Source organism: Bradyrhizobium mercantei (assembly GCF_001982635.1).
Lineage (GTDB): Bacteria > Pseudomonadota > Alphaproteobacteria > Rhizobiales > Xanthobacteraceae > Bradyrhizobium > Bradyrhizobium mercantei.
The window spans coordinates 119532-140814 of the sequence record NZ_MKFI01000003.1 but is presented as its reverse complement, the minus strand read 5'-3'; the positions used below and the strand labels follow the sequence as shown (position 1 = coordinate 140814).

The 21283-nt window shown below is 65.1% G+C and carries 20 protein-coding genes; 8 read left to right on the top strand and 12 right to left on the bottom strand.

The features are described 5' to 3' along the window. The first annotated feature begins 13 nt into the window (after window positions 1-13). Entirely contained in the window at window positions 14-1576 is a 1563-nt protein-coding gene (locus tag BI327_RS14215; RefSeq protein WP_076860922.1) for an AMP-binding protein, read from the top strand. A gap of 155 nt (window positions 1577-1731) precedes the next feature. On the opposite strand, the gene BI327_RS14210 is transcribed toward BI327_RS14215, so the two are convergent. From BI327_RS14210 to BI327_RS14175, 8 genes are all read right to left on the bottom strand, one after another. Beyond that, window positions 1732-3855, bottom strand: a complete 2124-nt coding sequence (locus tag BI327_RS14210; protein ID WP_076860921.1) for a hybrid sensor histidine kinase/response regulator — start codon at window positions 3853-3855, stop codon at window positions 1732-1734. 397 nt (window positions 3856-4252) lie between these two features. Further along, the gene (locus BI327_RS14205; RefSeq protein WP_076860920.1) at window positions 4253-5026 is read right to left on the bottom strand and encodes a thioesterase family protein; all 774 of its coding nucleotides are present in this window, start codon (window positions 5024-5026) and stop codon (window positions 4253-4255) included. Beyond that, the gene (locus tag BI327_RS14200; protein WP_076860919.1) at window positions 5026-5997 is read right to left on the bottom strand and encodes an NAD(P)H-dependent flavin oxidoreductase; all 972 of its coding nucleotides are present in this window, start codon (window positions 5995-5997) and stop codon (window positions 5026-5028) included. The genes BI327_RS14205 and BI327_RS14200 overlap by 1 nt, the downstream gene beginning before the upstream one ends. A gap of 391 nt (window positions 5998-6388) precedes the next feature. Further along, complete coding sequence (locus tag BI327_RS14195; protein ID WP_394329862.1) at window positions 6389-6892, bottom strand: hypothetical protein; 504 nt, start codon at window positions 6890-6892, stop codon at window positions 6389-6391. A gap of 81 nt (window positions 6893-6973) precedes the next feature. Continuing rightward, entirely contained in the window at window positions 6974-7294 is a 321-nt protein-coding gene (locus BI327_RS14190; RefSeq protein ID WP_076860917.1) for a hypothetical protein, read from the bottom strand. Window positions 7295-7404: 110 nt separating this feature from the next. Then, entirely contained in the window at window positions 7405-7986 is a 582-nt protein-coding gene (locus tag BI327_RS14185; protein ID WP_076860916.1) for a YqaA family protein, read from the bottom strand. Window positions 7987-8049: 63 nt separating this feature from the next. Continuing rightward, the gene (hisE, locus tag BI327_RS14180; RefSeq protein ID WP_076860915.1) at window positions 8050-8451 is read right to left on the bottom strand and encodes a phosphoribosyl-ATP diphosphatase; all 402 of its coding nucleotides are present in this window, start codon (window positions 8449-8451) and stop codon (window positions 8050-8052) included. 123 nt (window positions 8452-8574) lie between these two features. Further along, a complete protein-coding gene (locus BI327_RS14175; RefSeq protein WP_076860914.1) occupies window positions 8575-9009 on the bottom strand; it encodes a hypothetical protein in 435 nt (144 codons plus the stop codon). A gap of 265 nt (window positions 9010-9274) precedes the next feature. Between BI327_RS14175 and BI327_RS14170 the strand changes: the two genes are divergently transcribed. The 6 genes from BI327_RS14170 (at window position 9275) to BI327_RS14145 (ending at window position 17094) form a co-directional block, all read left to right on the top strand. Then, on the top strand, window positions 9275-10330 hold the full coding sequence (locus BI327_RS14170) for an ABC transporter substrate-binding protein (RefSeq protein WP_076862123.1): 1056 nt from the start codon (window positions 9275-9277) through the stop codon (window positions 10328-10330). A gap of 299 nt (window positions 10331-10629) precedes the next feature. Beyond that, entirely contained in the window at window positions 10630-12408 is a 1779-nt protein-coding gene (locus BI327_RS14165) for a glucan ABC transporter ATP-binding protein/ permease (protein ID WP_076860913.1), read from the top strand. A 248-nt stretch (window positions 12409-12656) separates the two neighbouring features. After that, window positions 12657-14057 carry a D-alanyl-D-alanine carboxypeptidase family protein gene (locus tag BI327_RS14160; protein ID WP_167386890.1) on the top strand — a complete coding sequence of 467 codons (1401 nt, stop codon included), beginning with the start codon at window positions 12657-12659 and terminating at the stop codon, window positions 14055-14057. 177 nt (window positions 14058-14234) lie between these two features. After that, window positions 14235-15917 carry a long-chain fatty acid--CoA ligase gene (locus tag BI327_RS14155; protein WP_076860911.1) on the top strand — a complete coding sequence of 561 codons (1683 nt, stop codon included), beginning with the start codon at window positions 14235-14237 and terminating at the stop codon, window positions 15915-15917. 25 nt (window positions 15918-15942) lie between these two features. Continuing rightward, the gene (locus BI327_RS14150; protein ID WP_076862122.1) at window positions 15943-16500 is read left to right on the top strand and encodes a DUF924 family protein; all 558 of its coding nucleotides are present in this window, start codon (window positions 15943-15945) and stop codon (window positions 16498-16500) included. Between the two features lie 108 nt (window positions 16501-16608). Next, a complete protein-coding gene (locus BI327_RS14145; RefSeq protein WP_018269652.1) occupies window positions 16609-17094 on the top strand; it encodes a peroxiredoxin in 486 nt (161 codons plus the stop codon). Between the two features lie 193 nt (window positions 17095-17287). On the opposite strand, the gene rnhA is transcribed toward BI327_RS14145, so the two are convergent. The 3 genes from rnhA to ispH are packed head-to-tail and all read right to left on the bottom strand — an operon-like array spanning window position 17288 to window position 19697. Beyond that, on the bottom strand, window positions 17288-17749 hold the full coding sequence (gene rnhA, locus BI327_RS14140) for a ribonuclease HI (protein ID WP_076860910.1): 462 nt from the start codon (window positions 17747-17749) through the stop codon (window positions 17288-17290). Continuing rightward, window positions 17737-18717, bottom strand: a complete 981-nt coding sequence (locus tag BI327_RS14135) for a homoserine kinase (protein ID WP_076860909.1) — start codon at window positions 18715-18717, stop codon at window positions 17737-17739. Before BI327_RS14135 ends, rnhA begins: the two co-directional genes overlap by 13 nt. A gap of 5 nt (window positions 18718-18722) precedes the next feature. Beyond that, window positions 18723-19697, bottom strand: coding sequence for a 4-hydroxy-3-methylbut-2-enyl diphosphate reductase (ispH, locus tag BI327_RS14130; protein WP_076860908.1), 975 nt, complete (start codon window positions 19695-19697; stop codon window positions 18723-18725). 229 nt (window positions 19698-19926) lie between these two features. Between ispH and BI327_RS14125 the strand changes: the two genes are divergently transcribed. After that, window positions 19927-20619 carry a DUF1013 domain-containing protein gene (locus BI327_RS14125; RefSeq protein ID WP_076860907.1) on the top strand — a complete coding sequence of 231 codons (693 nt, stop codon included), beginning with the start codon at window positions 19927-19929 and terminating at the stop codon, window positions 20617-20619. Window positions 20620-20709: 90 nt separating this feature from the next. Here BI327_RS14125 and BI327_RS14120 read toward each other — a convergent pair whose 3' ends face one another. Continuing rightward, window positions 20710-20982 (bottom strand): hypothetical protein, encoded by a 273-nt coding sequence (locus BI327_RS14120; RefSeq protein ID WP_076860906.1) that lies wholly within the window; start codon window positions 20980-20982, stop codon window positions 20710-20712. Window positions 20983-21283: the final 301 nt, after the last annotated feature.

The following is a 21283-nucleotide window of genomic DNA, read 5'->3' as shown; positions in this document are numbered from 1 at the left end:
AGGAGACCACGACATGAGCAATCCGCTCTATGCATTTCCGGCCACGTGCGAGCAGACCTTGCGGGCGCTGGCGCGCTATCCGTCGCGCACCGCCTTCGCCTGGCCGGGCGGCTCGCTCAGCTATCAGGGCGCGACCGACCTGATCGGACGGATGCAGAGCGTGTTCATGCGGCTGGGCTTCGCGCCGGGCACCCGCGTTGCGTTCCTCACCGCCAACCGCGCCGACAGCTGGTGCGCCGGCGTCGCCGCGCAATTGTCGCGGCTCGCGATCACCTGGCTGCATCCACTCGGCTCGCTCGACGACCAGCTGTTCCAGATCGAGGACTCCGAGGCAGAAATGCTGATCGTCGACGGCATCACGTTCCGTGATCGCGGCGGCGAGCTCGCGACGAAAGCCTCAAGCCTGAAGACCGTGTTCACGCTCGGCCCGGCGGATTACGGCGCCGACCTGTTGCAGGTGGTCGAGGATGCCGGCAGCGCGAGCGCGAAGAACTTCGCGCGCGAGGACGATATCTCGACCCTGAACTACACCGGCGGCACGACCGGCAAATCCAAGGGCGCGCTGCGCTACCACCGCGAATATGGCGGCTTCGCCGCTGCCATCCTCGCCGACTTCGAGATCCCGGAGACGCCGCGCTACCTCACCGTGGCCCCCATCAGCCATGTCGCGGGTACAAAAGTGCTGCCGACACTGATGCGCGGCGGCACCGTGCACATGCTGAAAGGATTCGATCCGGAAGCCGTGTTCAAGACCATCGAGCGCGAGAAGATCAACTTCACGCTGTTCGTGCCGACCATGATCTATGTGATGCTGGATCATCCGGCGCTGCCCAAGACCGATCTCTCCTCGCTCGAGCTGCTGCTCTACGGCGCCTCCGCGATGTCGCCGAGCCGGCTAGTCGAGGGCATCGAGCGGATCGGCCCGGTGTTCTCGCAACTCTACGGCCAGACCGAATGCTATCCGGTCTCGGTGCTGCGCAAGGCCGACCATGATCCGAAGACGCCTGAGCTGTTCCTGTCCTGCGGCTTCCCGATCGCCGCCTGCCAGGTCAAGATCCTCGATCAGGACGACCAGGAGGTCGCCACCGGCGAGGCCGGCGAGATCTGCGTGCGCGCCACGCATGTGATGGCCGAATACTGGAAGCGGCCCGACATCACCGCCGAGACGCTGAAGAGCGGCTGGCTGCACACCGGCGACATCGCGCGCAAGGACGATCGCGGTTACATGTTCATCCTCGACCGCAAGAAGGACATGATCGTCTCCGGCGGCTTCAACATTTTTCCGCGCGAGGTCGAAGATGTCTTGTCGCAGCATGCCGACGTGGCGATGGTCGCCGTGGTCGGAGTGCCCGACGACAAATGGGGCGAGGCCGTCACCGCGGTCGTCGTGGCGCGCGAGGGTGCAACGCCTGACGCCGACGAGCTGATCGGCCTGGTGAAGGCGAAGAAGGGCTCGGCGCATGCGCCGAAGCAGATCCAGTTCGTCAAGGAGCTGCCGATGACTGGCGTCGGCAAGGTCGACAAGAAGGTGCTGAAGGCCCGCTTCTGGACCGGCCGCGACCGCATGGTGGGGTGAGGTCGCAGCACGCGCAAACTGCATTACCGTCATCCGGAGGAGGCCGCACAGCGCCCGTCTCGAAGGATGCACGGCCCGGCTATTTCAACTCGCGTCCCAACCGATCGCAGCGACAGCCCGGGCCGTCGCCCTTCGAGACGCCGCTGCGCGGCTCCTCAGGGTGACGGTGAGAGTGCGCCGGGATTTGCCGCAGGAGCGCGCTGACCACCGCCCTGCCCCAGCAGCTGATCGAGCCGCTCGCGCAGCTGATCCTGGTGATAGGGCTTGGCGAGCCGCGGCAGGTCGACCTGGATGCCGTCGGGCAATTCGGCATAGCCGGTGGCGAGCAGGACAACGAGTTGCGGCCGCACCTTGCGCGACGCCGCGGCGAGCTCGATGCCGGTCATGCCGGGCATCACGTGATCGGTCATCATCAGGTCGATCTCCTGATCGCTCCTGAGGATGTCGAGCGCGTGCTGGGCGGAATTGACGCCGATCACGCGGTGACCGAGGTCCTCCAGCATCTCCATGGTCGACATCGCGATCAGCGGATCGTCGTCGACCAGCAGGATCACCGCCGAGCGCTTGATCTTCTGCGTCGCGGGGACGGGGCTTGCCGCTTCGGGCGCGGCGGTCGCAACCGGCAGCAGCAGCGTCGCCGCGGTGCCCTTGCCGACCGCGCTCGACAGTTGCAGCGCACCGCCGAGCTGCACCGCCAGTCCATGCACCATCGACAGGCCGAGCCCGGTGCCCTTGCCCACCGGCTTCGAGGAGAAGAACGGCTCGATCGCCCGCTTCAGGACGTCCGGCGACATGCCGGTGCCGCTGTCGACCACCGACAGTTTCAGGTAGTTGCCCGGCCGCAGCGCCGGCTCGCTCCTGGTCTGCTCGTTTTTTGCCTGCGAATCCGCGAGGCGGATCTCGATCACGCCGCCATCCGGCATCGCATCGCGCGCATTGATCGCGAGGTTGAGAACCGCAAGCTCGAGCTGGTTGGTATCAACGCAAGCCGGCGGCAGCCCCTCGGGAATGTCGAGCCGCAGCGCGATGCGCGGCCCGAGCGAGCGCTCGAGCAACTCACTCATGTCGCGCAGCAGCGCGCCGAGATCGACCGGTATCGCGCGCAGATCCTGCTGCCGCGCGAACGCCAATAGCCGCTGCGTCAGCGAGGCGCCGCGCTCGGCGCCCTGCAACGCACCGTCGACCAGGCGACGCAGCCGCGGATCCTCAGGCATCCGCTTGCGCAACAGATCGAGATTGCCCATCACCGCCATCAGCAGATTGTTGAAGTCGTGCGCGACGCCGCCGGTGAGCTGGCCGATCGCCTCCATCTTCTGCGCATGGCGGAGCTGTTCCTGCGCCCGCTCGCGCGCGGCGACCTCCTTCATCAAATCGGCGGTGCGCTGCTCGACCCGCTGCTCCAGCGTCGCGGTGAGTTCGGCAAGCGCGGTGCGTTCGGCGGCGAGCTGCGCCAGCAGCGCCTCGCGCTCGATCTCGGCGGTCTTGCGCGCGGTGATGTCGGAGCAGACCCCGACCAGGGAGCGGATGCTGCCGTCGGGCCGCCGCACCGCGCGGGCGCGCACGTCGACCCAGTGTTGGCTGCCGTCGGGCCAGATGTTGCGATACTCGATCTTGTAGTCAACGCCGGCCTTCAGCGTGTGCTCAACGACCTCCTGCCGTCGGCGCCGGTCGTCGGGATGAACCGCCTCGAGCAGCTCCTGATAGGTAAACGGCTCGTTCGCCGGGCGCCCGAAGAAGCGCTTGCAGGTCGCGGAGGCTTCGAGCTCGAAACCGGGCATGTGCAGCTCGAGCGCACCGAGGTGGCCGGCATCAAGCGCGGTCTGCAGAAGGCTTTCGTTCTCGGTGAGATCCTGAAGGATCTCGCGGGTCTGGTACTGGCGGCGGCGGCCGCGCACCGAAGCGCCGACCAGGCTCACCAGCGTGGTCGGATGGAACGGGCGCTCGATGAAGGTGACATTGCCGAGCGCACGGCCGAGCCGCGCCGCTTCGGGATTGCGCTCGGGTCCCCCCTTCTCGCTCATCAGCACGATGGGGAAATCCGACCATGACGGCTGCTCGTTCAGCCAGCGCGTCAGGCCGGCAAGGTCGGCGGTCTTGATCGCCTCGTCGGCGATGATGGCAAGCCCTGCCCCGCTTGCGACCTGGCGCTCGAGCTCGGCGAGGTCACCGCAGATATTGGCGTAGTAGCCGGCTTCCTTGATCAGGTGGGCAGTCTTGACGGCATCCCGCTCGCTCGCGGCGAGGATGACCGCGCGTTCGGAGCATGGGCCGGGCTTCATCGCGTCTGTCCCTGTGGCGGCCGGGCATCGACACCGGCCGACACATCACAAGGCCGCCGGACGGCCAGAGCCACGATACCGGCGGCGGGATCGATACGCGTCATGGGACCCCCTAACGGGAGCGAAACTCGCTCGTGGCGCCAACCGTTCCCGCGGGACGAACATATTTTTGCCGCAAGGGCAGCCGCTTGGCGCGGCTCCCGCAGCGTGAATCGGTAAAACAACCCCATGCACAGTAGACGTGGCTTGCTCTTCGCCCCCCTGAAAGGGGGAAGGGTCGGGACGGGGGCAGCCGCGGGCGACGCTGTGTGCGGAGAGAGTGATCCCCACCCGCTTTGCTCTGGAGAACAAAGCGACCTCCCCTTTTCAAGGAGAGGTCGGAGAAGCGTAGTCCCGGTCAGCGCCGCTCGATCACCAGGCTCTGGACCGCCCGGCCGAAATAGCCCCGCGCATCCGCGAGCCGCGACATCGCAAGTCCGGCGCCGTCAGGCCCGATCCAGGATTCGCCGTCGAGCAGGATCCAGTCGCCGACCGGCTCGCGCGCCAGGCTGACCGTGAGGTCGGCGTTGATGAAGGTCCATTGGTCGAAATCGAGCGCCGGCGAGGTGCCGTTGGAAAAATCCGAGGCGACCACCGCGCGCATCGCCTGCGAAACGGCGGCGCCCGCGATCAGCGGCTGGTTGACCCGGAACCAGATCGCGCCCGGGCCGATCACGCCGAAGCGGCCGCGCGCGGCGCGCATCGAGATGCATTTCACGAACGGACTGTTCGCGAGGTTACCCGGCTCGGCCATGCTTTCGTCGGGACCGGGCAGCTCGACCGGAAGGGTGGCGATATCAGGCGGCAGTTCGGCGGCCTGCTGCTTGATCTTCAACACGGTGGCCGAGACCACCAGCACACCATCGGCGAGCAGCCTGACGCCGCAGAGCTGGATCTTGCGGCCATCGCGCAGGATCTTGCTCGCGACCGTCAGCGTCGCCACCGGCACGGGACGCATCAGGTCGATGGTGACCCGCGCGATCCGCATCGGCACCGGCGTGGGGATGGCTTCGGCAGCCCACACCACGAGCGCGGCCGGCGCGGAGCCGTGCTGCATCCGCGGATCCCAAGGACCCGCGGCATCGGGGCTGGTGACGACGCGATCGCCGTCAACGCGAAAAATAGGATCCATCAGGCAAGCGCCGGATCGACCGCTTCGTCGTATTCCTTCTTGAAGCGAGCGATCAGCTCGGCGGCAGGCACCACCTTGGAGATGCTGCCGACGCCCTGACCGGAACCCCAGATCTCCTTCCACGCCTTCGGCTTGGCGCGCTCGCCGGACGAGTCGGTGCCGAAGCTCATCTTCGAGGGATCTGACGTCGGCAGGTTTTCCGGATCCATGCCGGCCGCGACGATCGACGGCTTCAGGTAATTGCCGTGCACGCCGGTGAACAGGTTCGAATAGACGATGTCCTCGGCGGACGAATTGGTGATCATGCTCTTGTAGCCCTCGACCGCATTCGCCTCTTTGGTCGCGATGAAGGCCGAGCCGATATAGGCGAAGTCGGCGCCGATGATGCGGGCGGCGCGAATGGCGCGGCCGTTGGCGATGGTGCCCGACAGCGCGATCGGCCCGTCGAACCATTGCCGCGTCTCCGACACGAACGGGAACGGCGACAGCGTGCCGGCATGGCCGCCGGCGCCGGCCGCGACCAGGATCAGGCCGTCGGCGCCCTTCTCGATCGCCTTGCGCGCGAACTTCTGGTTGATCACGTCGTGGAAGACGATGCCGCCCCAGCCGTGGACGGCCTGGTTGAGCTCCTCGCGCGCACCGAGCGAGGAGATGATCATCGGCACCTTGTGCTTCTCGCAAAGCGCCATGTCGTGATCGAGCCGGTTGTTCGACTTGTGCACGATCTGGTTCACCGCGAACGGCGCCGACGGCCGCTCCGGATGCGCCTTGTCATAGGCGGCGAGCTCTTCCTTGATCCGGTACAGCCATTCGTCGAGCAGCTCCGGCGGCCGCGCATTCAGCGCCGGAAACGAGCCGACCACGCCGGCCTTGCACTGGGCGATGACGAGGTCGGGCACGGAGATGATGAACAGCGGTGCCCCGATCACGGGAAGAGACAGGCGGCCCTTGAACAGAGCAGGCATGGACATTGGCGGTGGATCCTTAAAGCGTTTGATCGTTGATTTTAGCGCGAATGCTGACCGTCATACCAACAAGGCAATCTTTCCACTGTCAAGTATTGCGTTTTGGCGCTGCAACAAGGATGACAAATCCTCATCCGGACGCGGTGCTTTCCGCAAGCATCTGGCATCCCAGACGCAAGCTGTGCTTGGATCGGTTCGAGACGCACGACTTCACCTCTCCCCATCGGGGAGAGGTCGATTTGCGAAGCAAATCGGGTGAGGGGCCCCAGGGCTAACGAGGGACCGTAACCCCTCACCCGGCGCTACGCACCGACCTCTCCCAAGGGAGAGGTGAACCTCCGCCGTCGATCCAGTTCAACCTCATCTGATCACGCTCTAGACGTAAGCTTCGCCGGCGTTACCGGCAGACTGCCCGCGTCACGAAATTTTCCGTCTTGCAGTCGTTCGGGCCGCGCTTGTGGCCCGGCAAATAGACCAGCGGCGAGCACTTCTCCGAGGTGTTGATATCGATGCTCTTGCCTTCCTTGAAGCCCTTGCTCTGGCACAGCCGGTCGGCGCCGATCTTGCAGTCGGGCGCACCGTTGGAGGCCACCACGCAGGCCGCGCGTCCGCTCACCATCGTCGAGGGGCGCGCAAGGTTCGACAGGTCGTTGAAGGTCTCACTCGGGCTCTTCAACGGCGGCAGCGCCGACTTCGACTTCTCGAACAGCTTTCCGATTTCGTTGATCAGCCCGGGATTCTCGCGCTCGACCGGCGCGGGCGGCAACTCCATCTGTGGCGCCTGAGGCGCGACTGGCTGCTCCGCCGGTGACTGCACGCCGAGGGCGGGCGGCGCGGATTGCGAAAAGGCGACATCAAAACAGAAGGTCACTGCGAGACCGGTAGCAAGACTTGCCGTGATGATCGCTTTGGGGAACACCAGAAGAATGTTCAGCGCTCGCTCCGGTTGCACAGCCCGTCCAATCCAAATGATCTTAGTGGATCAAAAGCTCGGATACACAATCTTCCAACCGGTCGCCGCATAGAGCCGATCAAAGTTTTCGTCCAGGCTCGCCGTCCTTCCGTAGGAGGTTGCCGTGATCGACGGGACTGGCTGCCTCGCCTCGAAATGGAACTCGACCCCTCCGCCATTTCCGTTCTCGAAGTAACCCTGACGCCTCGGATAGGCGGTATCCCAGCCGAAGAAGAAGAGCCATACTCGAAGTAGAATTGACATCTGTGCACGCGCCGCGACCGCGGCAGGAGGCTCCTCCGCCTCGTAATGGAAGCGGACGCCCGGAAATGCGTCCGATAGACGGAGCATAACCTCCTCTTCAGGTCCTAACGGACCTCCATCAGGACGCCGTATCGTGCCGGTCAAAGCCATACACGTCAGCGTATCCGAAGGCTTGCCATCGGCAAAGCCGCGCTGCGCTAGATCAGCTTGAATGCGACAACAAAGCCCAGCACCAGCACGATCGCACCGAGCGCGACCCACAGGCCGAGCCGCTTCTCGAGCTCGGCGCGGATGAAATCGCCATAACGGTTGAGCAGCACCGCGACGAAGAAGAAGCGGCCGCCGCGCGCGACGATCGAGCACAGGATGAACAGCCAGATGTTGTAGCCGGCGAAGCCCGAGGTGATGGTCACCAGCTTGTAGGGGATCGGCGTCAACCCCTTCAGCAGGATGATCACGGCACCCCACTCGGCGTAGGAGGCACGGAAGGCGTCGACCTTGTCGGAGAGGCCGTAGAGATGGATCAGCCACTGCCCGAGCGAGTCGTAGAGCAGCGCGCCGATCGCGTAGCCGAGCACACCGCCGGCGACCGACGCGACGGTGCAGACCGCCGCGAACCACCATGCCCGCTTCGGCCGCGCCAGCGACATCGGCAGCAGCATGATGTCGGGAGGGATCGGGAAGAAGGAGCTCTCAGCGAAGGCGACGGCCGCGAGAATCCAGAGTGCGTAGGGCTTGTCGGCCGCCTCGACGCACCAGTCGTAAATCCGTTTCAACATGGGCGCGATGAACCATCATGGAGCGGATTTGTCCATGCCGGGAATGGGCTGATTTGAGGTGATTTAGGGCTGCCGTTTGCGCAGCCGGTTCTCCAGCGCGACAATTCGACGCCGAACCACCGGGACGGGCGCGGTTTTGGGCAGCTTGACCGGCGACTTCGGCAGCTTCTCGGCGATCCCGAGCAGCCGCTCGCGCCGCTCCATCTCGCGCCAGACATCCTCCGGCTTCACACCGGCCGAGGCCCACAGAACCGTGAGATTGTAGAGCAGGTCCGCGCTCTCGCGGACCACCGCGTCCGGCTTGCCGCTGATGGCGTCGATCACGACCTCGACCGCTTCCTCGGCGAGCTTCTTGGCCATCTTGGCCGGCCCGCGCTGGAACAGCCGTGCCGTGCGCGACGTAGCCGGATCAAGATCCTTGGCCGCGATCACCGCCTGGTAAAGCCGTTCGATCGAATCACCCATCCTGCGAGCCTAATCGAAACGCGTCGCCAGCGTGTTAACGGCGCCATCGACGACAAAAAATCCACCGGCCCCGCGGCCGGTGGATTCGATGCTTTGTGACAGTTCCGAGAACTGGCGGTCGTGTCAGTACGGCGTATAGGGCAGTTGCGAGCGGCGCCCATAGTAGCCGTGGTAACCATAATACGGTCCGCCGCCGTAATAGACCGGGCCGCCACCGTAATAGGCGGGACCGCCATAGTAGGCCGGGCCGCCGTAATAGCCGTAGGAGTCGTAATAGTCGCGGCGGCTCTGCGCCGCGGCAATCGCAAGACCGGTGCCGACGATGCCGGCGAATGCAGCCGCGGCAGCCGCGCCACCGCCGCCATAGTAACGACGGCGCGCGCTGATGTCGGTCGCGCCGCTCGTGCCGTGCGATGTGGTCACGGCCGCAGCCTTGCCCGCCGGAGCGGAGCCTGCGAACGCCATCGTCGGCTCAACGGCCGTCAACGCCACTGCGGCAACCGTTGCCAATGTGGCTGCGCGGCCAATGGACGAAAAAACACCTTTTCGCGCAAACATTGCAGTCATCCTTTGTGGAAGCCGGCCCCACGGGCCTTGGTAAGCTAACCACTCCCTCCAGATTAGGTTCCCCAAACCGAATGCAAGCTGAACAACCCAGGGTGAAATCAAGGCAGTCATCGGACGTTCACCTTGGCCGGGGCAGAATGAATGCAAATAACGCTTGAAATTGCAGCTTGAAATGACCGTTGCCTTGGCGCATGCGATGTCATGAAGCAGGCGCGCAGCCGGCGCGGCACTTTGTCTCGCCTCCCGGATGTTCATGATGCAGGTAAGTCGGACCACCGTTCTCCGCTGGATACTGGCCGGCATGATCGGCCTCGCAGGCGGCGCGTGGCCGGCGTTGACGCCGCTGCGGGCCGGCGATCAGCCGCAGCCCCTCACCATCCAGTTCACGCTCGACCGTCCGCTTGATGCCGCCGCCGCCCCGTTCGTGATGGCACTGTCGGGCGGCCTGTTCAGCGCCGAAGGCCTTGCCGTCGGCACCAACGTCGCCACCAGCTCGGCGGACGCGATCGCGCGCGTCGCCGACGGTTCGAGCGATTTCGCGCTCGTCGACATCAACTCGCTGATCCGCTTCCGCGACAAGCCTGGTGCAGCCGCCGTCAAGGCGGTGTTCGTGCTGTTCAACCAGGCGCCCTACGCGATCATTGCCCGCAAGAGCCGCGGCATCAGGGCGCTGGCGGATATGGAGGGCAAGAGCCTCGGCGTCGCCGAGGGCGACCTCTCGATCCGGCTGTGGCCCGCGGTCGCAAAGCAGAACGGCATCAAGCTATCGAGCGTGAAGCAGAGCACGATCAGCGCCGCGGTGCGCGAGCCGATGCTCTCCGCCGGCCAGGTCGATGCCGTCACCGGCTTCTCCTATCTCTCGGCCATCAACTTGCGTGACCGCGGCGTGCCGGCCGATGATCTCGCGGTGCTGCGCTTCGCCGAGTACGGCTGCGAGGCCTACGGCTTTGCGGTGATCGTAAGTCCGCGCCTTGCCGCGGCGAAGCCGGACGTGGTGAAGGGGTTCGTGCGCGCGGTGATCGGCGGCACCAACCTCACCGTCAAGGACCCGGCCCGCGCGGCGAGCGAGGTGGTGAGCCGGATGGATGGCGGTTCGCGCGATCTGGAGCTGGAGCGGCTCACCGCCATCATCCGCGATAACATCCTGACCGCCGAGGTGAAGCGCAACGGGCTTGGCGGCATCGAGGCGCAGCGCTTCGAGCGCGCACTTGACCAGCTTGCGGAGGACGTCAAATTCCAGAAGCGGCCGCATGCCGCCGACATCTTCGATGAGTCTTTCCTGCCGCCGATTGATAGCCGGCTGGTGAACTGAGAGCACGCGAATGCATAACTGACGAACTGCGCCAAATGTTCAGCGTCGTCCTGGCGAAAGCCAGGACCCATTACCCCGGCCGTTTGTTGTTGCGCGACGCTGGGGCCACTATCCCGCTCTCAATCAGATTCGATGGCTATGGGTCCTGGCTTTCGCCAGGACGACGGCGTAGGGAGCCGCTCGCCACAATTACCGTCACCCTGAGCATGACGCGCTGTCACCGCTGGCCCTGCATCGCGATCCCTGATTAGATTGCATCCCGCCTGACCTAGCGTCCACCGCTTACGAGTCCCGCCGGCATGTCCATGCTTCGCCTCTACACCCGCGTTCTCGAACTGCTCGGCAAGGAGGCACGGCTCGGCTGGATCCTCGCCGCCGCCAATATGCTGCTCGCCGGCGCGCAATTCGCCGAGCCGGTGCTGTTCGGCAAGATCGTCGACGTGCTGTCGGGCCGGCCGGTCACGGGACTGTTCGCGACGAATTCAGCCTGGCCGCTGCTGGTCGCCTGGGCGGCGTTCGGCCTGTTCACGATCGGCTGCAGCGCGATCGTCGCACTACAGGCCGACCGGCTGGCGCACCGCCAGCGCCAGGCGGTGCTGACCGATTATTTCGAGCACATCCTGCAGCTGCCGCTGACCTTCCACTCCGGCACCCATTCCGGGCGGCTGATGAAGGTGATGCTGAACGGCACCGACGCGCTGTGGCGGCTGTGGCTCGGCTTCTTCCGCGAGCATTTCGCCGCGATCATGTCGCTGATCGTGCTCTTGCCGCTCGCGCTCTACATCAACTGGCGGCTCGCCATCCTGCTGTTCGCGCTGTGCATCGTATTCACCGTGCTGACCACGATGGTGGTGCGCAAGACCTACGGCATGCAGAGCGAGGTCGAGGCCTATTACAGCGACCTCTCGGCGCGCGCCTCCGACGCGCTCGGCAACGTCGCGCTGGTGCAGAGCTTCGTGCGGATCGATTCCGAGGTGCAGGGCCTGCGCTACGTCGCCGACAAGCTGCTCGCGGTGCAGATGCCGGTGCTGTCCTGGTGGGCGCTGGTCACCGTGATCACGCGCGCCTCGACCACGATCACGGTGCTGGCGATCTTCACCGTCGGCATCGCGCTCCACAATGAGGGGCTCACCACGGTCGGCGAGATCGTGATGTTCGTCTCGTTCGCCACCATGCTGATCCAGAAGCTCGAGCAGGTGGTGAGCTTCATCAACAACGTGTTCATGGAAGCACCGCGCCTGCAGGAATTCTTCGACGTGCTCGACGCGGTGCCGGCGGTCCGCGACCGGCCCGGCGCGGTCGATCCCGGACGGCTGTCCGGCCTCGTCGAGTTCAACGACGTCTCGTTCTCCTATGACGGCAAGCGGCCGGCGATCGAGGATCTCTCCTTCACCGCGTTGCCCGGCCAGACCATCGCGCTGGTCGGCTCGACCGGTGCCGGCAAATCCACCGCGATCGCGCTGTTGCATCGCGCGTTCGATCCGCAGTCCGGCATCATCAGGATCGACGGTATGGACATACGCGCGCTGAAGCTGACGGCGCTGCGGCGGAACATCGGCGTGGTGTTCCAGGAGGCGCTGCTGTTCAACCGCTCGCTCGCCGACAATCTACGCGTCGGCAAGCCGGATGCGACCGACGAGGAACTACGTACCGCCGCGGCGCGCGCGCAGGCGCTGGATTTCATCGAACGCAGCGAGAAGAAGTTCGACACCCATGCCGGCGAGCGCGGCCGCATGCTGTCGGGCGGCGAACGGCAACGATTATCGATTGCGCGTGCGCTGCTTAAGGATCCGCCGATCCTGATCCTCGACGAGGCGACCAGCGCGCTTGACGCCGTCACCGAGGCCAAGGTGAACGCCGCTCTCGACGAAGTGATGAAGGGCCGCACCACGTTCGTGATCGCGCACCGCCTCTCGACCATCCGCCACGCCACCCGCATCCTGCTGTTCGACCAGGGACGGGTGATCGAAAGCGGAACTTTCGATGAACTGGTGGCGAAAGGCGGGCGTTTTGCCGATCTCGCGCGGGCCCAGTTCATGGTCCAGGAGCACGCGCGCGCCGGCATCGAGGCACCATAAATCTCGCGTTTCCAATTGAGGCGGCTGCCGAAATTCAGCCGATTTCGTCCACGATATAATCGACCGGCCTCTGTTCTCTGCTGGCAAGCCGGTATAGGGTTTGCATCGCCGCAATGCGGCGCCGGACACGCTTGAAACCCGTACGTCACAATCGCAAGACCTCCTTTTTTGAAGGCGGGTCTCAAAGGACCGGAACCGGATTCGTGCAATTTCCTCGCCCATCGTTGAAATGGATTCTGGCCGTCGCGATGCTCGCCGTCGCAACGCCGCAGATCGTGCAAGCCGAAGCGCTGCTGGTGGTCGAGGCCGATACCGGAAAGGTGCTGCAAGCCGACAACGCGACGATGCCGTGGTATCCGGCTTCGCTCAGCAAGATGATGACGGCCTATGTGACGCTGAAGGCGGTCAAGGACGGCCGCGTGTCGCTCGACACGCTGCTCACGGTGTCGCCGACCGCGGCGTCGCAATCGCCCTCGAAGATGGGCTTCCGTCCCGGCACCCAGGTCACCGTCGACAACGCGCTGAAGATGATGCTGGTGAAGTCGGCCAACGACATGGCGGTGGTGCTGGCCGAAGGCGTCGGCGGTTCGATCGACGGCTTTGCCGGCATGATGAACCAGACCGCGCAGAAGCTCGGCATGACGCAGACGAGCTACGTCAACCCGAACGGCCTGCCCGCCGACGGCCAGATCACCTCGGCGCGCGACATGGCGATCCTCGCCCGCGCCATCATCCGCGACCTGCCGGAATACGAGTATTTCGTCCACATCCCCTCGATCCGCTTCGGCCGCCGCATCACCCAGAACTTCAACAAGCTGATCGGCCGCTATCCCGGCGCCGACGGCTTCAAGACCGGCTTCATCTGCGCCTCCGGCTACAATCTGGTGGCGTCGGCGACGCGCGACGGCAAGCGGCTGATCGCCGTGGTGCTCGGCGCCTCCTCGGGCCGCATGCGCGCGATCCGCGCGGCGCAGCTCCTGGATCGCGGCTTTGCCAACAACGGGCTGGCGTGGCTGCGGCCCTCGCTCGGCACCGTCGACAATCTGGTGCCGATCGATTCCACGCCGCCGAACCTGCGCGAGGAGATGTGCGGCGCCAAGCACAAGCGGCCCGCCAGCGACGAGGATGCCGAAGACACCGTCGCCAGCGCCGGGGCCTCCAGCACCAATGGCGACGGCGGCGTCAGCTTCTTCGCCTCGGGCCTGCAGGCCGCGGTGCCGACCAAACCGGCCGACATGCTGGCGCAGCCAGCGGCAGCGTCCGAACCGGTCGTGGTTTATACGGGGCCGACCAAGACCGGTGCTGCGCTGATCGCCGCGGTCGAGGCCGACACCGAGAAGCTGCAGCCGGTCAAGCGCGCCAAGGGCAAGCACACCCGCGTCGCGGGCAAGAAGTCCGATACGGCTGATGACGCGAAGGGTGAGACCAAGAGCGCGGCCAAGTCGGATAATAAGCCGGCGGCCAAGCCGGTGCGTCACGCCAACGCCAAGCCGGATGCCGCAGCTGCGAAGCCGGCCGCGGACAAACAGGCCGCCGCAAAGCCCGCCGGCAAGCCGGCGACGGCGGCAAAACCGGCTGCGAAGCCCAAATCGGCCGACAAGCCAAAGGCCGACGCCAAGCCGAAAGCCGACGCCAAGCCCGCCGGCTAGCAGGGCCCCCGCTCCTCCGATCTCCCAATGCGTCGATAGCGCGCAGCGGCTTGCCATTGGCCGCGGCATCGCTCAATACTGCCTGAAATACCGCGGCCAAGAATAATACGACCAAGGGTCGAAAAACCCGGAAGCAATCCGGGATATCAGCCAATTTGAGAGAGGGGAAAGACCATCATGGAGCGCATCTGGCTCAAGCATTATCCGGCCGGCGTGCCCGCCGATATCGACGTCACGCAATATTCGTCGCTGGTCGAATTGCTGGAAGAGAGCTTCAAGAAGTTCGCCGATCGCAAGGCGTTCATCTGCATGGACAAGGCGATCACCTATCGCGAGCTCGACGAGATGTCGACGGCGCTCGGCGCCTATCTGCAGAGCAAGGGCCTGCAAAAGGGCGCGCGGGTCGCGCTGATGATGCCGAACGTGCTGCAATACCCGGTCGCGACCGCCGCCGTCCTGCGCGCCGGCTTCGCCGTGGTCAACGTCAATCCGCTCTACACCCCGCGCGAGCTCGAGCATCAGCTCAAGGATTCCGGCGCGGAGGCGATCATCGTGCTGGAGAACTTTGCCACCACCGTGCAGAAGGTGCTGCCCAACACCTCGGTCAAGCACGTCATCGTCGGCAGCATGGGCGACCTGCTCGGCTTCAAGGGCGTGATCGTCAATCTGGTGGTGCGCCGGGTCAAGAAGATGGTGCCGGCATGGTCGATCCCGGGCGCCGTCGGCTTCAACGAGGCGCTGTCGGCCGGCCGCGCCGCCAGGCTCAACAAGCCGGCGCTGACGCTCGATGATGTCGCCTTCCTGCAATATACCGGCGGCACCACGGGCGTCTCCAAGGGCGCGACCCTGCTCCACCGCAACATCCTGGCCAACGTGCTGCAGAACGACGCCTGGCTGCAGCCGGCGCTGGCGAAGCCGCCGATCGTCGAACAGATGGTCATCGTCTGTGCGCTGCCGCTCTATCACGTCTTCGCGCTCACCGCCTGCTATCTGCTGGGCATGCGGTGCGGCGGCACCAATCTCTTGATTCCGAATCCGCGCGACATGGCCGGCTTCGTCAAGGAGCTGTCGAAGTACCAGGTCAGCTTCTTTCCGGCGGTCAACACCCTCTACAACGGCCTGCTGAACACGCCCGGATTCGACAAGCTCGACTTCTCCAAGCTGAAGATCGCCAATGGCGGCGGCATGGCGACGCAACGGCCGGTCGCCGAGAAGTGGCTGAAGGTGACGGGCGTCTCGTTGTCGGAAGGCTATGGCCTGTCGGAGACCTCGCCGACCCTGACGTGCAATCCCGCCACGATCGAGGAATTCTCCGGGACGATCGGCCTTCCCGTGCCGTCGACCTGGCTCTCGATCCGCGACGATGACGGCAATGAGCTGCCGATCGGCGAGGCCGGCGAAATCTGCGCCAAGGGTCCGCAGGTGATGTCAGGCTACTGGAACAGGCCCGACGAGACCGCGCGCGTGATGACGGCGGACGGCTATTTCCGCACCGGCGACATCGGCGTGATGGACGAGAAGGGCTATACCAAGATCGTCGACCGCAAGAAGGACATGATCCTGGTCTCCGGATTCAACGTCTATCCGAACGAGATCGAGGAAGTGATCGCAAGCCACCCGGGCGTGCTGGAATGCGCCGTGATCGGCGTGCCCGATGCGAAATCCGGCGAAGCGGTGAAGGCCTTCGTGGTCAAGAAGGACCCGAACGTCACGGCGGAGGACATCATCAAGTTCAGTGCCACCCAGCTCACCGCCTACAAGGTGCCGAAGCAGATCGAGTTCAGGACCGACCTGCCGAAGACGAATGTCGGCAAGATCCTGCGCCGCGAATTGCGCGACGAGAAAAAGGCGGCGGCGTAGAGCCTGAGTGGGACTGACGTTCGACATGACTGACGCGCGCATCGCGACGCCGGCCGACGTGCTCGCCTTCTGGCGGGACGCCGGCCGCGACCGCTGGTACAAGCACGATGCGGCTTTCGATGCCGAAATCCAGAGCCGCTTCCTCGCCACCTGGCAGAAGGCGGCTGCCGGCGAATTGTCGTCGTGGGAGGCGAGCGACGAGGGCGCACTGGCGCTGACCATCGTGCTCGACCAGTTTCCGCGAAACCTGTTTCGCAACGACAGCAAGACCTTCTCCACCGACCCGCTGGCACGCGAGGTGGCAACGCGCGCCATCGACCGCGGCGTCGACGCGCGGACCGACCCGGTGCTGCGCGAATTCCTCTATCTGCCGTTCGAGCATTCGGAAGACCTCGACGACCAGCAGCGCTGCGTGATGCTGTTCCGGCAATATGACTGCCATCCCGACAACCTCAGATATGCCGAGGACCACGCCGACATCATCCGCCGGTTCGGCCGCTTCCCGCACCGGAATCGCGTGCTGGGCCGGCAGACCACGGCCGAGGAGCAGGCCTTTCTCGACGCGGGCGGGTTTTCCGGCTGATGACGGAACGGTGAATGCGCTTCGGCATTGCCGTTCCCGCAGCAGCTCGTATTGTGCCGTCCAACCGCCGGGTTTAAGACAATTCCGCTTCACCGAGGGAGAACAACGATGACGATCAATGTTGGCGACAAGCTGCCGGAAGCCAAGTTTCGCGTGATGACCGCCGAGGGTCCGCAGGTCAAAACCACCGACGATATTTTCAAGGGCAAGAAGGTCGCCCTGTTCGCCGTGCCCGGCGCCTATACCGGCACCTGCCACAAGATGCATCTGCCGAGCATCTTCCTCAACGCCTATGCCATGAAGAACAAGGGCGTCGACACCATCGCGATCGTCTCGGTCAACGACGCCTTCGTGATGAACGCCTGGAAGCGCGACACCGACCAGCGCGACGAAGCCGTGTTCCTGGCCGACGGCAATGCCGACTTCGCCAAGGCGATCGGCATGGAGCTCGACGCCTCCGGCAACGGCCTCGGCATCCGCTCCAAGCGCTACTCGATGCTGGTCGAGGACGGCGTGGTGAAGAAGCTCAACCTCGAGCCCGCCCCGGGCAAGGTCGAAGTCTCCGGCGGCGACACGCTGCTCGGTCAGCTCTGAGCTGACGCCTTAGGCACACTGTCATCGCCCGGCTCGACCGGGCGATCCAGTACGCCGCGGCCTCTCGTTTCAATCACCACCGTCTCTGGAATACTGGATCGCCCGCTTCGCGGGCGATGACGGTTGTGGGAATGGAGATCGCAGGAATCGCGGCTCTACCCACGCTACGCAGCTACGCTCCGTCGGCGACGCCCTACGCCTTCAACCTCGCCATCGCCACGCCCTCGCGCGCCAGCTCGTCGGCGCGCTCGTTCTCGGCGTGGCCGGCATGGCCCTTGATCCAGTGCCAGCGCACCTCATGCGGCTTCAGCGCAGCGTCGAGGCGCTGCCACAGCTCGACATTCTTGACCGGCTTCTTGTCGGCGGTGCGCCAGCCATTGCGCTTCCAGCCGTGGATCCAGCCGGTGATGCCCTGGCGGACATACTGGCTGTCGGTGGTGAGGTCGACCACGCAGGGCTTCTTCAGCGCTTCCAGCGCCGAGATCGCCGCCATCAGCTCCATGCGGTTGTTGGTGGTGTGCGCCTCGCCGCCCTTCAACTCCTTCTCGACCTCGCCGAACCGGAGGATCGCGCCCCAGCCGCCCGGTCCGGGATTTCCGGAGCAGGCACCATCGGTGAACACGATCACATGCGGCTTGTCGCTCACGCCGCGCATCCTGCCGGCGTGATGCCGTAGTCGCGCAGGCTCACGACATTCTGCTGGAAGCGCAGCTTGCGGACGTATTCCAGCGGGTCCTTCGGCTGCACCAGCGCGCCTTCGGGCACGTTGAGGAAATCGACCAGCCGGGTCAGCAGGAAGCGCATCGAGGCGCCGCGCGCGAGCAGCGGCAGCGCCGCCTCTTCCTGAGCCGACAGCACCCGCTCGCGGCCATAGGCGTTGAGCAGCGCGCGCGCCTTGGTGACGTTGAAGGAATGATCCGGCTCGAAGCACCAGGCGTTGAGGCAGATCGCGACGTCATAGGCCAGGATGTCGTTGCAGGCGAACGGGAAGTCGATCAGGCCCGACAGTCTGTCGCCGAGGAAGAAGACGTTGTCGGGAAACAGGTCGGCATGGATGACGCCGACCGGCAGATCCGCCGGCCACGAAGCTTCGAGATGATCGAGCTCGCGCGCGATGAAGTCGTGCAGGCCCGGCTGCACGCTGTCGGCCCGCGCGGCGGCGAGATCAAACAGCGGCCGCCAGCCGGAGACCGACAGCGGGTTCTGGCGGACCAGCGGAAAGTCGGCACCCGCAAGATGCATCCTGGCCAGCGCCTCGCCGACACCGGAGCAATGCGCCACGTTCGGCCGCCGCGGCCACACGCCTTCGAGGAAGTTGATGATCGCAGCCGGCCGGCCGGCAAGCCGGCTCGTGACCTCGCCCTTGCGGTTGCGCGCCGGCTGCGGGCACGACACGCCGCGCGTGGCGAGATGCGCCATCAGCGACAGGAAGTACGGCAGGTCGTCCTCCGCCACGCGCTTCTCATAGAGCGTGAGGATGTAGGCGCCCTTGCTGGTGTGCAGCAGGAAGTTCGAATTCTCGACGCCCTCGGCGATGCCCTTGTAGGAGAGCAATTCGCCGATGTCGTAGCTTTTGAGGAATTCCGCGAGGTCTTCGGCGGCAACGTCGGTGTAGACCGCCATATGGTCTATTCCGCCGCGGCAGCGTCGGGCCGCAGCGAGCGCGGCAGCGGGAAGAACTCGTTCTCTTCCGCGGCCGAGACCGTCTCCACGTGCAGTTCGTAACGCTCGGCGAAGGCGCCCATGATCTCCTCGACGATCACTTCCGGGGCAGAAGCGCCCGCGGTGATGCCGAGGCTCGTGATGCCTTCGAAGCGCGCCCAGTCGATGTCGCTGGCGCGCTGGGCAAGAATCGCAACCGGGCAGCCCTCGCGCTCGGCGACCTCGCGCAGGCGCTGCGAGTTCGACGAGTTCGGCGCACCGACGACGATCAGCGCGTCGACCACCGGCGCCACCTTCTTCACCGCAAGCTGGCGGTTGGTGGTGGCGTAGCAGATGTCTTCCTTGTGCGGACCGTTGACGTTCGGGAAGCGCTCCTTGAGCAGCGCCACGATCTCCGCGGTGTCGTCGATCGACAGCGTGGTCTGGGTCACGAAGGCGAGATTGTCGGGATCCTTCGGGACGAAGGTCTTGGCATCCTCAGCCGTCTCGATCAGGGTCACGGCGCCCTCAGGCAGCTGGCCCAGGGTGCCGACCACCTCGGGATGGTGGGAATGCCCGATCAGCAGGATCTCGCGGCCGCGCTTGAAGTGGATCGCCGCCTCGCGGTGGACCTTGGTCACCAGCGGGCAGGTCGCGTCCAGCGAGAAGAAATTGCGGGATTTGGCCTCGGCCGGAACCGACTTGGGAACACCGTGGGCCGAAAACACCACCGGCGCGTTGGTATCGTCGGGGATTTCGGCCAATTCCTCGACGAAAATGGCGCCTTTGGTCTTCAGGCTGTCGACCACATACTTGTTATGGACGATCTCGTGCCGGACATAGACCGGAGCACCGTAAATGGTGAGGGCGCGTTCGACCGTGTCGATGGCGCGGACCACCCCGGCGCAAAAGCCGCGGGGGGAACAAAGCACGATTTTAAGATCGGGTTTTTTCGCTGACATCGGGCTGTCTCGGGGCAATTTCGGACCGAATCACCCCTCGCCGGGCGGGCGGGGAACGGCCAGTTGTGGTAAGGACTTGGGACTGCTTTCGGGCGCTGTCAAGGCGATTTTACTCGCCCATTGCGCCATTCCCCCCTCAGGGCTTATATACGCCTCATAATTCCCGTCATCGCCGATGACTACCAGCTTCGCCTCGACAGAGGTGGGCGAAGCACAAAGGAGATTTGCCATGAGCAACGCACCGCTGATGCCGAAGGCGACTGCCGTGTGGTTGGTCGACAATACCGCCCTGACGTTCGATCAGGTGGCCGATTTTACCAAAATGCACCCCCTCGAGGTCCGCGCCATCGCCGACGGCGACGCCGCCCAGGGCATCAAGGGCATGGACCCGATTTCGAACGGCCAGCTGACCCGCGAGGAGATCGAGCGCGGCGAGCGCGACCAGAACTACCGCCTCAAGCTCCAGGAGAGCAAGGTCGTGCTGCCCTCCGCCGCCAAGAAGAAGGGCCCGCGCTACACCCCGGTGTCGCGCCGCCATGAGCGGCCGAGCGCGATCCTCTGGCTGGTGCGCAACCACCCCGAGTTGAAGGACGCCCAGATCATGCGTCTGGTCGGCACCACCAAGACCACGATCGCAAGCGTGCGCGACCGCACCCACTGGAACGCCTCGACCCTGACCCCGATGGACCCGGTGACGCTCGGCCTGTGCTCGCAGATCGAGCTCGATTTCGAGGTGCAGCGCGCCGCCAAGGAGAAGCCGACCACGACCGTCTACGGCGGCGCCACGCTGCTGCCGGCCTCCGAGACCACGCGCAAGGAAGAGGACGATCAGCCGATCGAGCGCCACGACGACCTCAACGTCGATGCCGTGTTCGCCAAGCTGAAGACGATCGGCGGCAAGAAGCCCGACGACGAAGAGTAAGCGCGGCCTGCGCAGCTCGAGCGACGGAATACGAAACGCGGCGGGACAACCCGCCGCGTTTTTGTTTGTGGAGGCGTACGACGGCGACGCTCAGTGCACGTCCGGATGGTTCATCATGTATTCGCCGAGATCGCGCTGCCTGCGATCGGAGCGGGCTTCGGCGTTCTGGCGCTGCACGTCGCGATCCTTACGGCAGGAGACGTATTCAGGCGAGCCGACCGCGATCTTGCCGCCGGCCTGGCAATACTGATCGTCGTCCCCCATGCTCTCCGCGATCGGCGACCGCCCGCGTTCGAGGCAACCTGCCAGCAGCGGCAGGGCAAGCAGCAATGCGAGGGGCGCGCGTGCGGAAATGGATCGCATCCGGGAGTCCGTATCTCGTGACTTGTGACGTTGGAGGCCGGGATGACCCGGCAATCCATCAAAATCAAGGCCGTTTTGCTTCGGAATGCGTTTCGATGGTGCATCGCCCGATTGCGTTGTTGGTGCCCTGATCGACGATCATGCCCGGGGCCACCCCTCTCCCCAACCCTCCCCCGCAAGGGGGGAGGGAGCCTGACCAGCTTGCTCACCTCACTTGGTCCAGCATCAACCGCACGCTCTCAATTCGTCCTACGTAAGGGAGGCAGTGGCGGTAGGGTTCCCTCCCCCCTTGCGGGGGAGG

Bases quoted from the DNA above. Each gene is read 5' to 3' on its own strand.
- rnhA (WP_076860910.1), bottom strand. From the start codon at position 17,749: ATGCGCGGCGTGAGCGACAAGCCGCATGTGATCGTGTTCACCGATGGT.
- BI327_RS14170 (WP_076862123.1), top strand. From the start codon at position 9,275: ATGCAGGTAAGTCGGACCACCGTTCTCCGCTGGATACTGGCCGGCATG.
- BI327_RS14210 (WP_076860921.1), bottom strand. From the start codon at position 3,855: ATGAAGCCCGGCCCATGCTCCGAACGCGCGGTCATCCTCGCCGCGAGC.
- BI327_RS14125 (WP_076860907.1), top strand. From the start codon at position 19,927: ATGAGCAACGCACCGCTGATGCCGAAGGCGACTGCCGTGTGGTTGGTC.
- BI327_RS14135 (WP_076860909.1), bottom strand. From the start codon at position 18,717: ATGGCGGTCTACACCGACGTTGCCGCCGAAGACCTCGCGGAATTCCTC.
- BI327_RS14185 (WP_076860916.1), bottom strand. From the start codon at position 7,986: ATGTTGAAACGGATTTACGACTGGTGCGTCGAGGCGGCCGACAAGCCC.
- BI327_RS14145 (WP_018269652.1), top strand. From the start codon at position 16,609: ATGACGATCAATGTTGGCGACAAGCTGCCGGAAGCCAAGTTTCGCGTG.
- BI327_RS14150 (WP_076862122.1), top strand. From the start codon at position 15,943: ATGACTGACGCGCGCATCGCGACGCCGGCCGACGTGCTCGCCTTCTGG.
- BI327_RS14155 (WP_076860911.1), top strand. From the start codon at position 14,235: ATGGAGCGCATCTGGCTCAAGCATTATCCGGCCGGCGTGCCCGCCGAT.
- ispH (WP_076860908.1), bottom strand. From the start codon at position 19,697: ATGTCAGCGAAAAAACCCGATCTTAAAATCGTGCTTTGTTCCCCCCGC.
- BI327_RS14205 (WP_076860920.1), bottom strand. From the start codon at position 5,026: ATGGATCCTATTTTTCGCGTTGACGGCGATCGCGTCGTCACCAGCCCC.
- BI327_RS14200 (WP_076860919.1), bottom strand. From the start codon at position 5,997: ATGTCCATGCCTGCTCTGTTCAAGGGCCGCCTGTCTCTTCCCGTGATC.
- BI327_RS14165 (WP_076860913.1), top strand. From the start codon at position 10,630: ATGTCCATGCTTCGCCTCTACACCCGCGTTCTCGAACTGCTCGGCAAG.
- BI327_RS14190 (WP_076860917.1), bottom strand. From the start codon at position 7,294: ATGCTCCGTCTATCGGACGCATTTCCGGGCGTCCGCTTCCATTACGAG.
- BI327_RS14160 (WP_167386890.1), top strand. From the start codon at position 12,657: ATGCTCGCCGTCGCAACGCCGCAGATCGTGCAAGCCGAAGCGCTGCTG.
- BI327_RS14175 (WP_076860914.1), bottom strand. From the start codon at position 9,009: ATGTTTGCGCGAAAAGGTGTTTTTTCGTCCATTGGCCGCGCAGCCACA.
- hisE (WP_076860915.1), bottom strand. From the start codon at position 8,451: ATGGGTGATTCGATCGAACGGCTTTACCAGGCGGTGATCGCGGCCAAG.
- BI327_RS14215 (WP_076860922.1), top strand. From the start codon at position 14: ATGAGCAATCCGCTCTATGCATTTCCGGCCACGTGCGAGCAGACCTTG.
- BI327_RS14120 (WP_076860906.1), bottom strand. From the start codon at position 20,982: ATGCGATCCATTTCCGCACGCGCGCCCCTCGCATTGCTGCTTGCCCTG.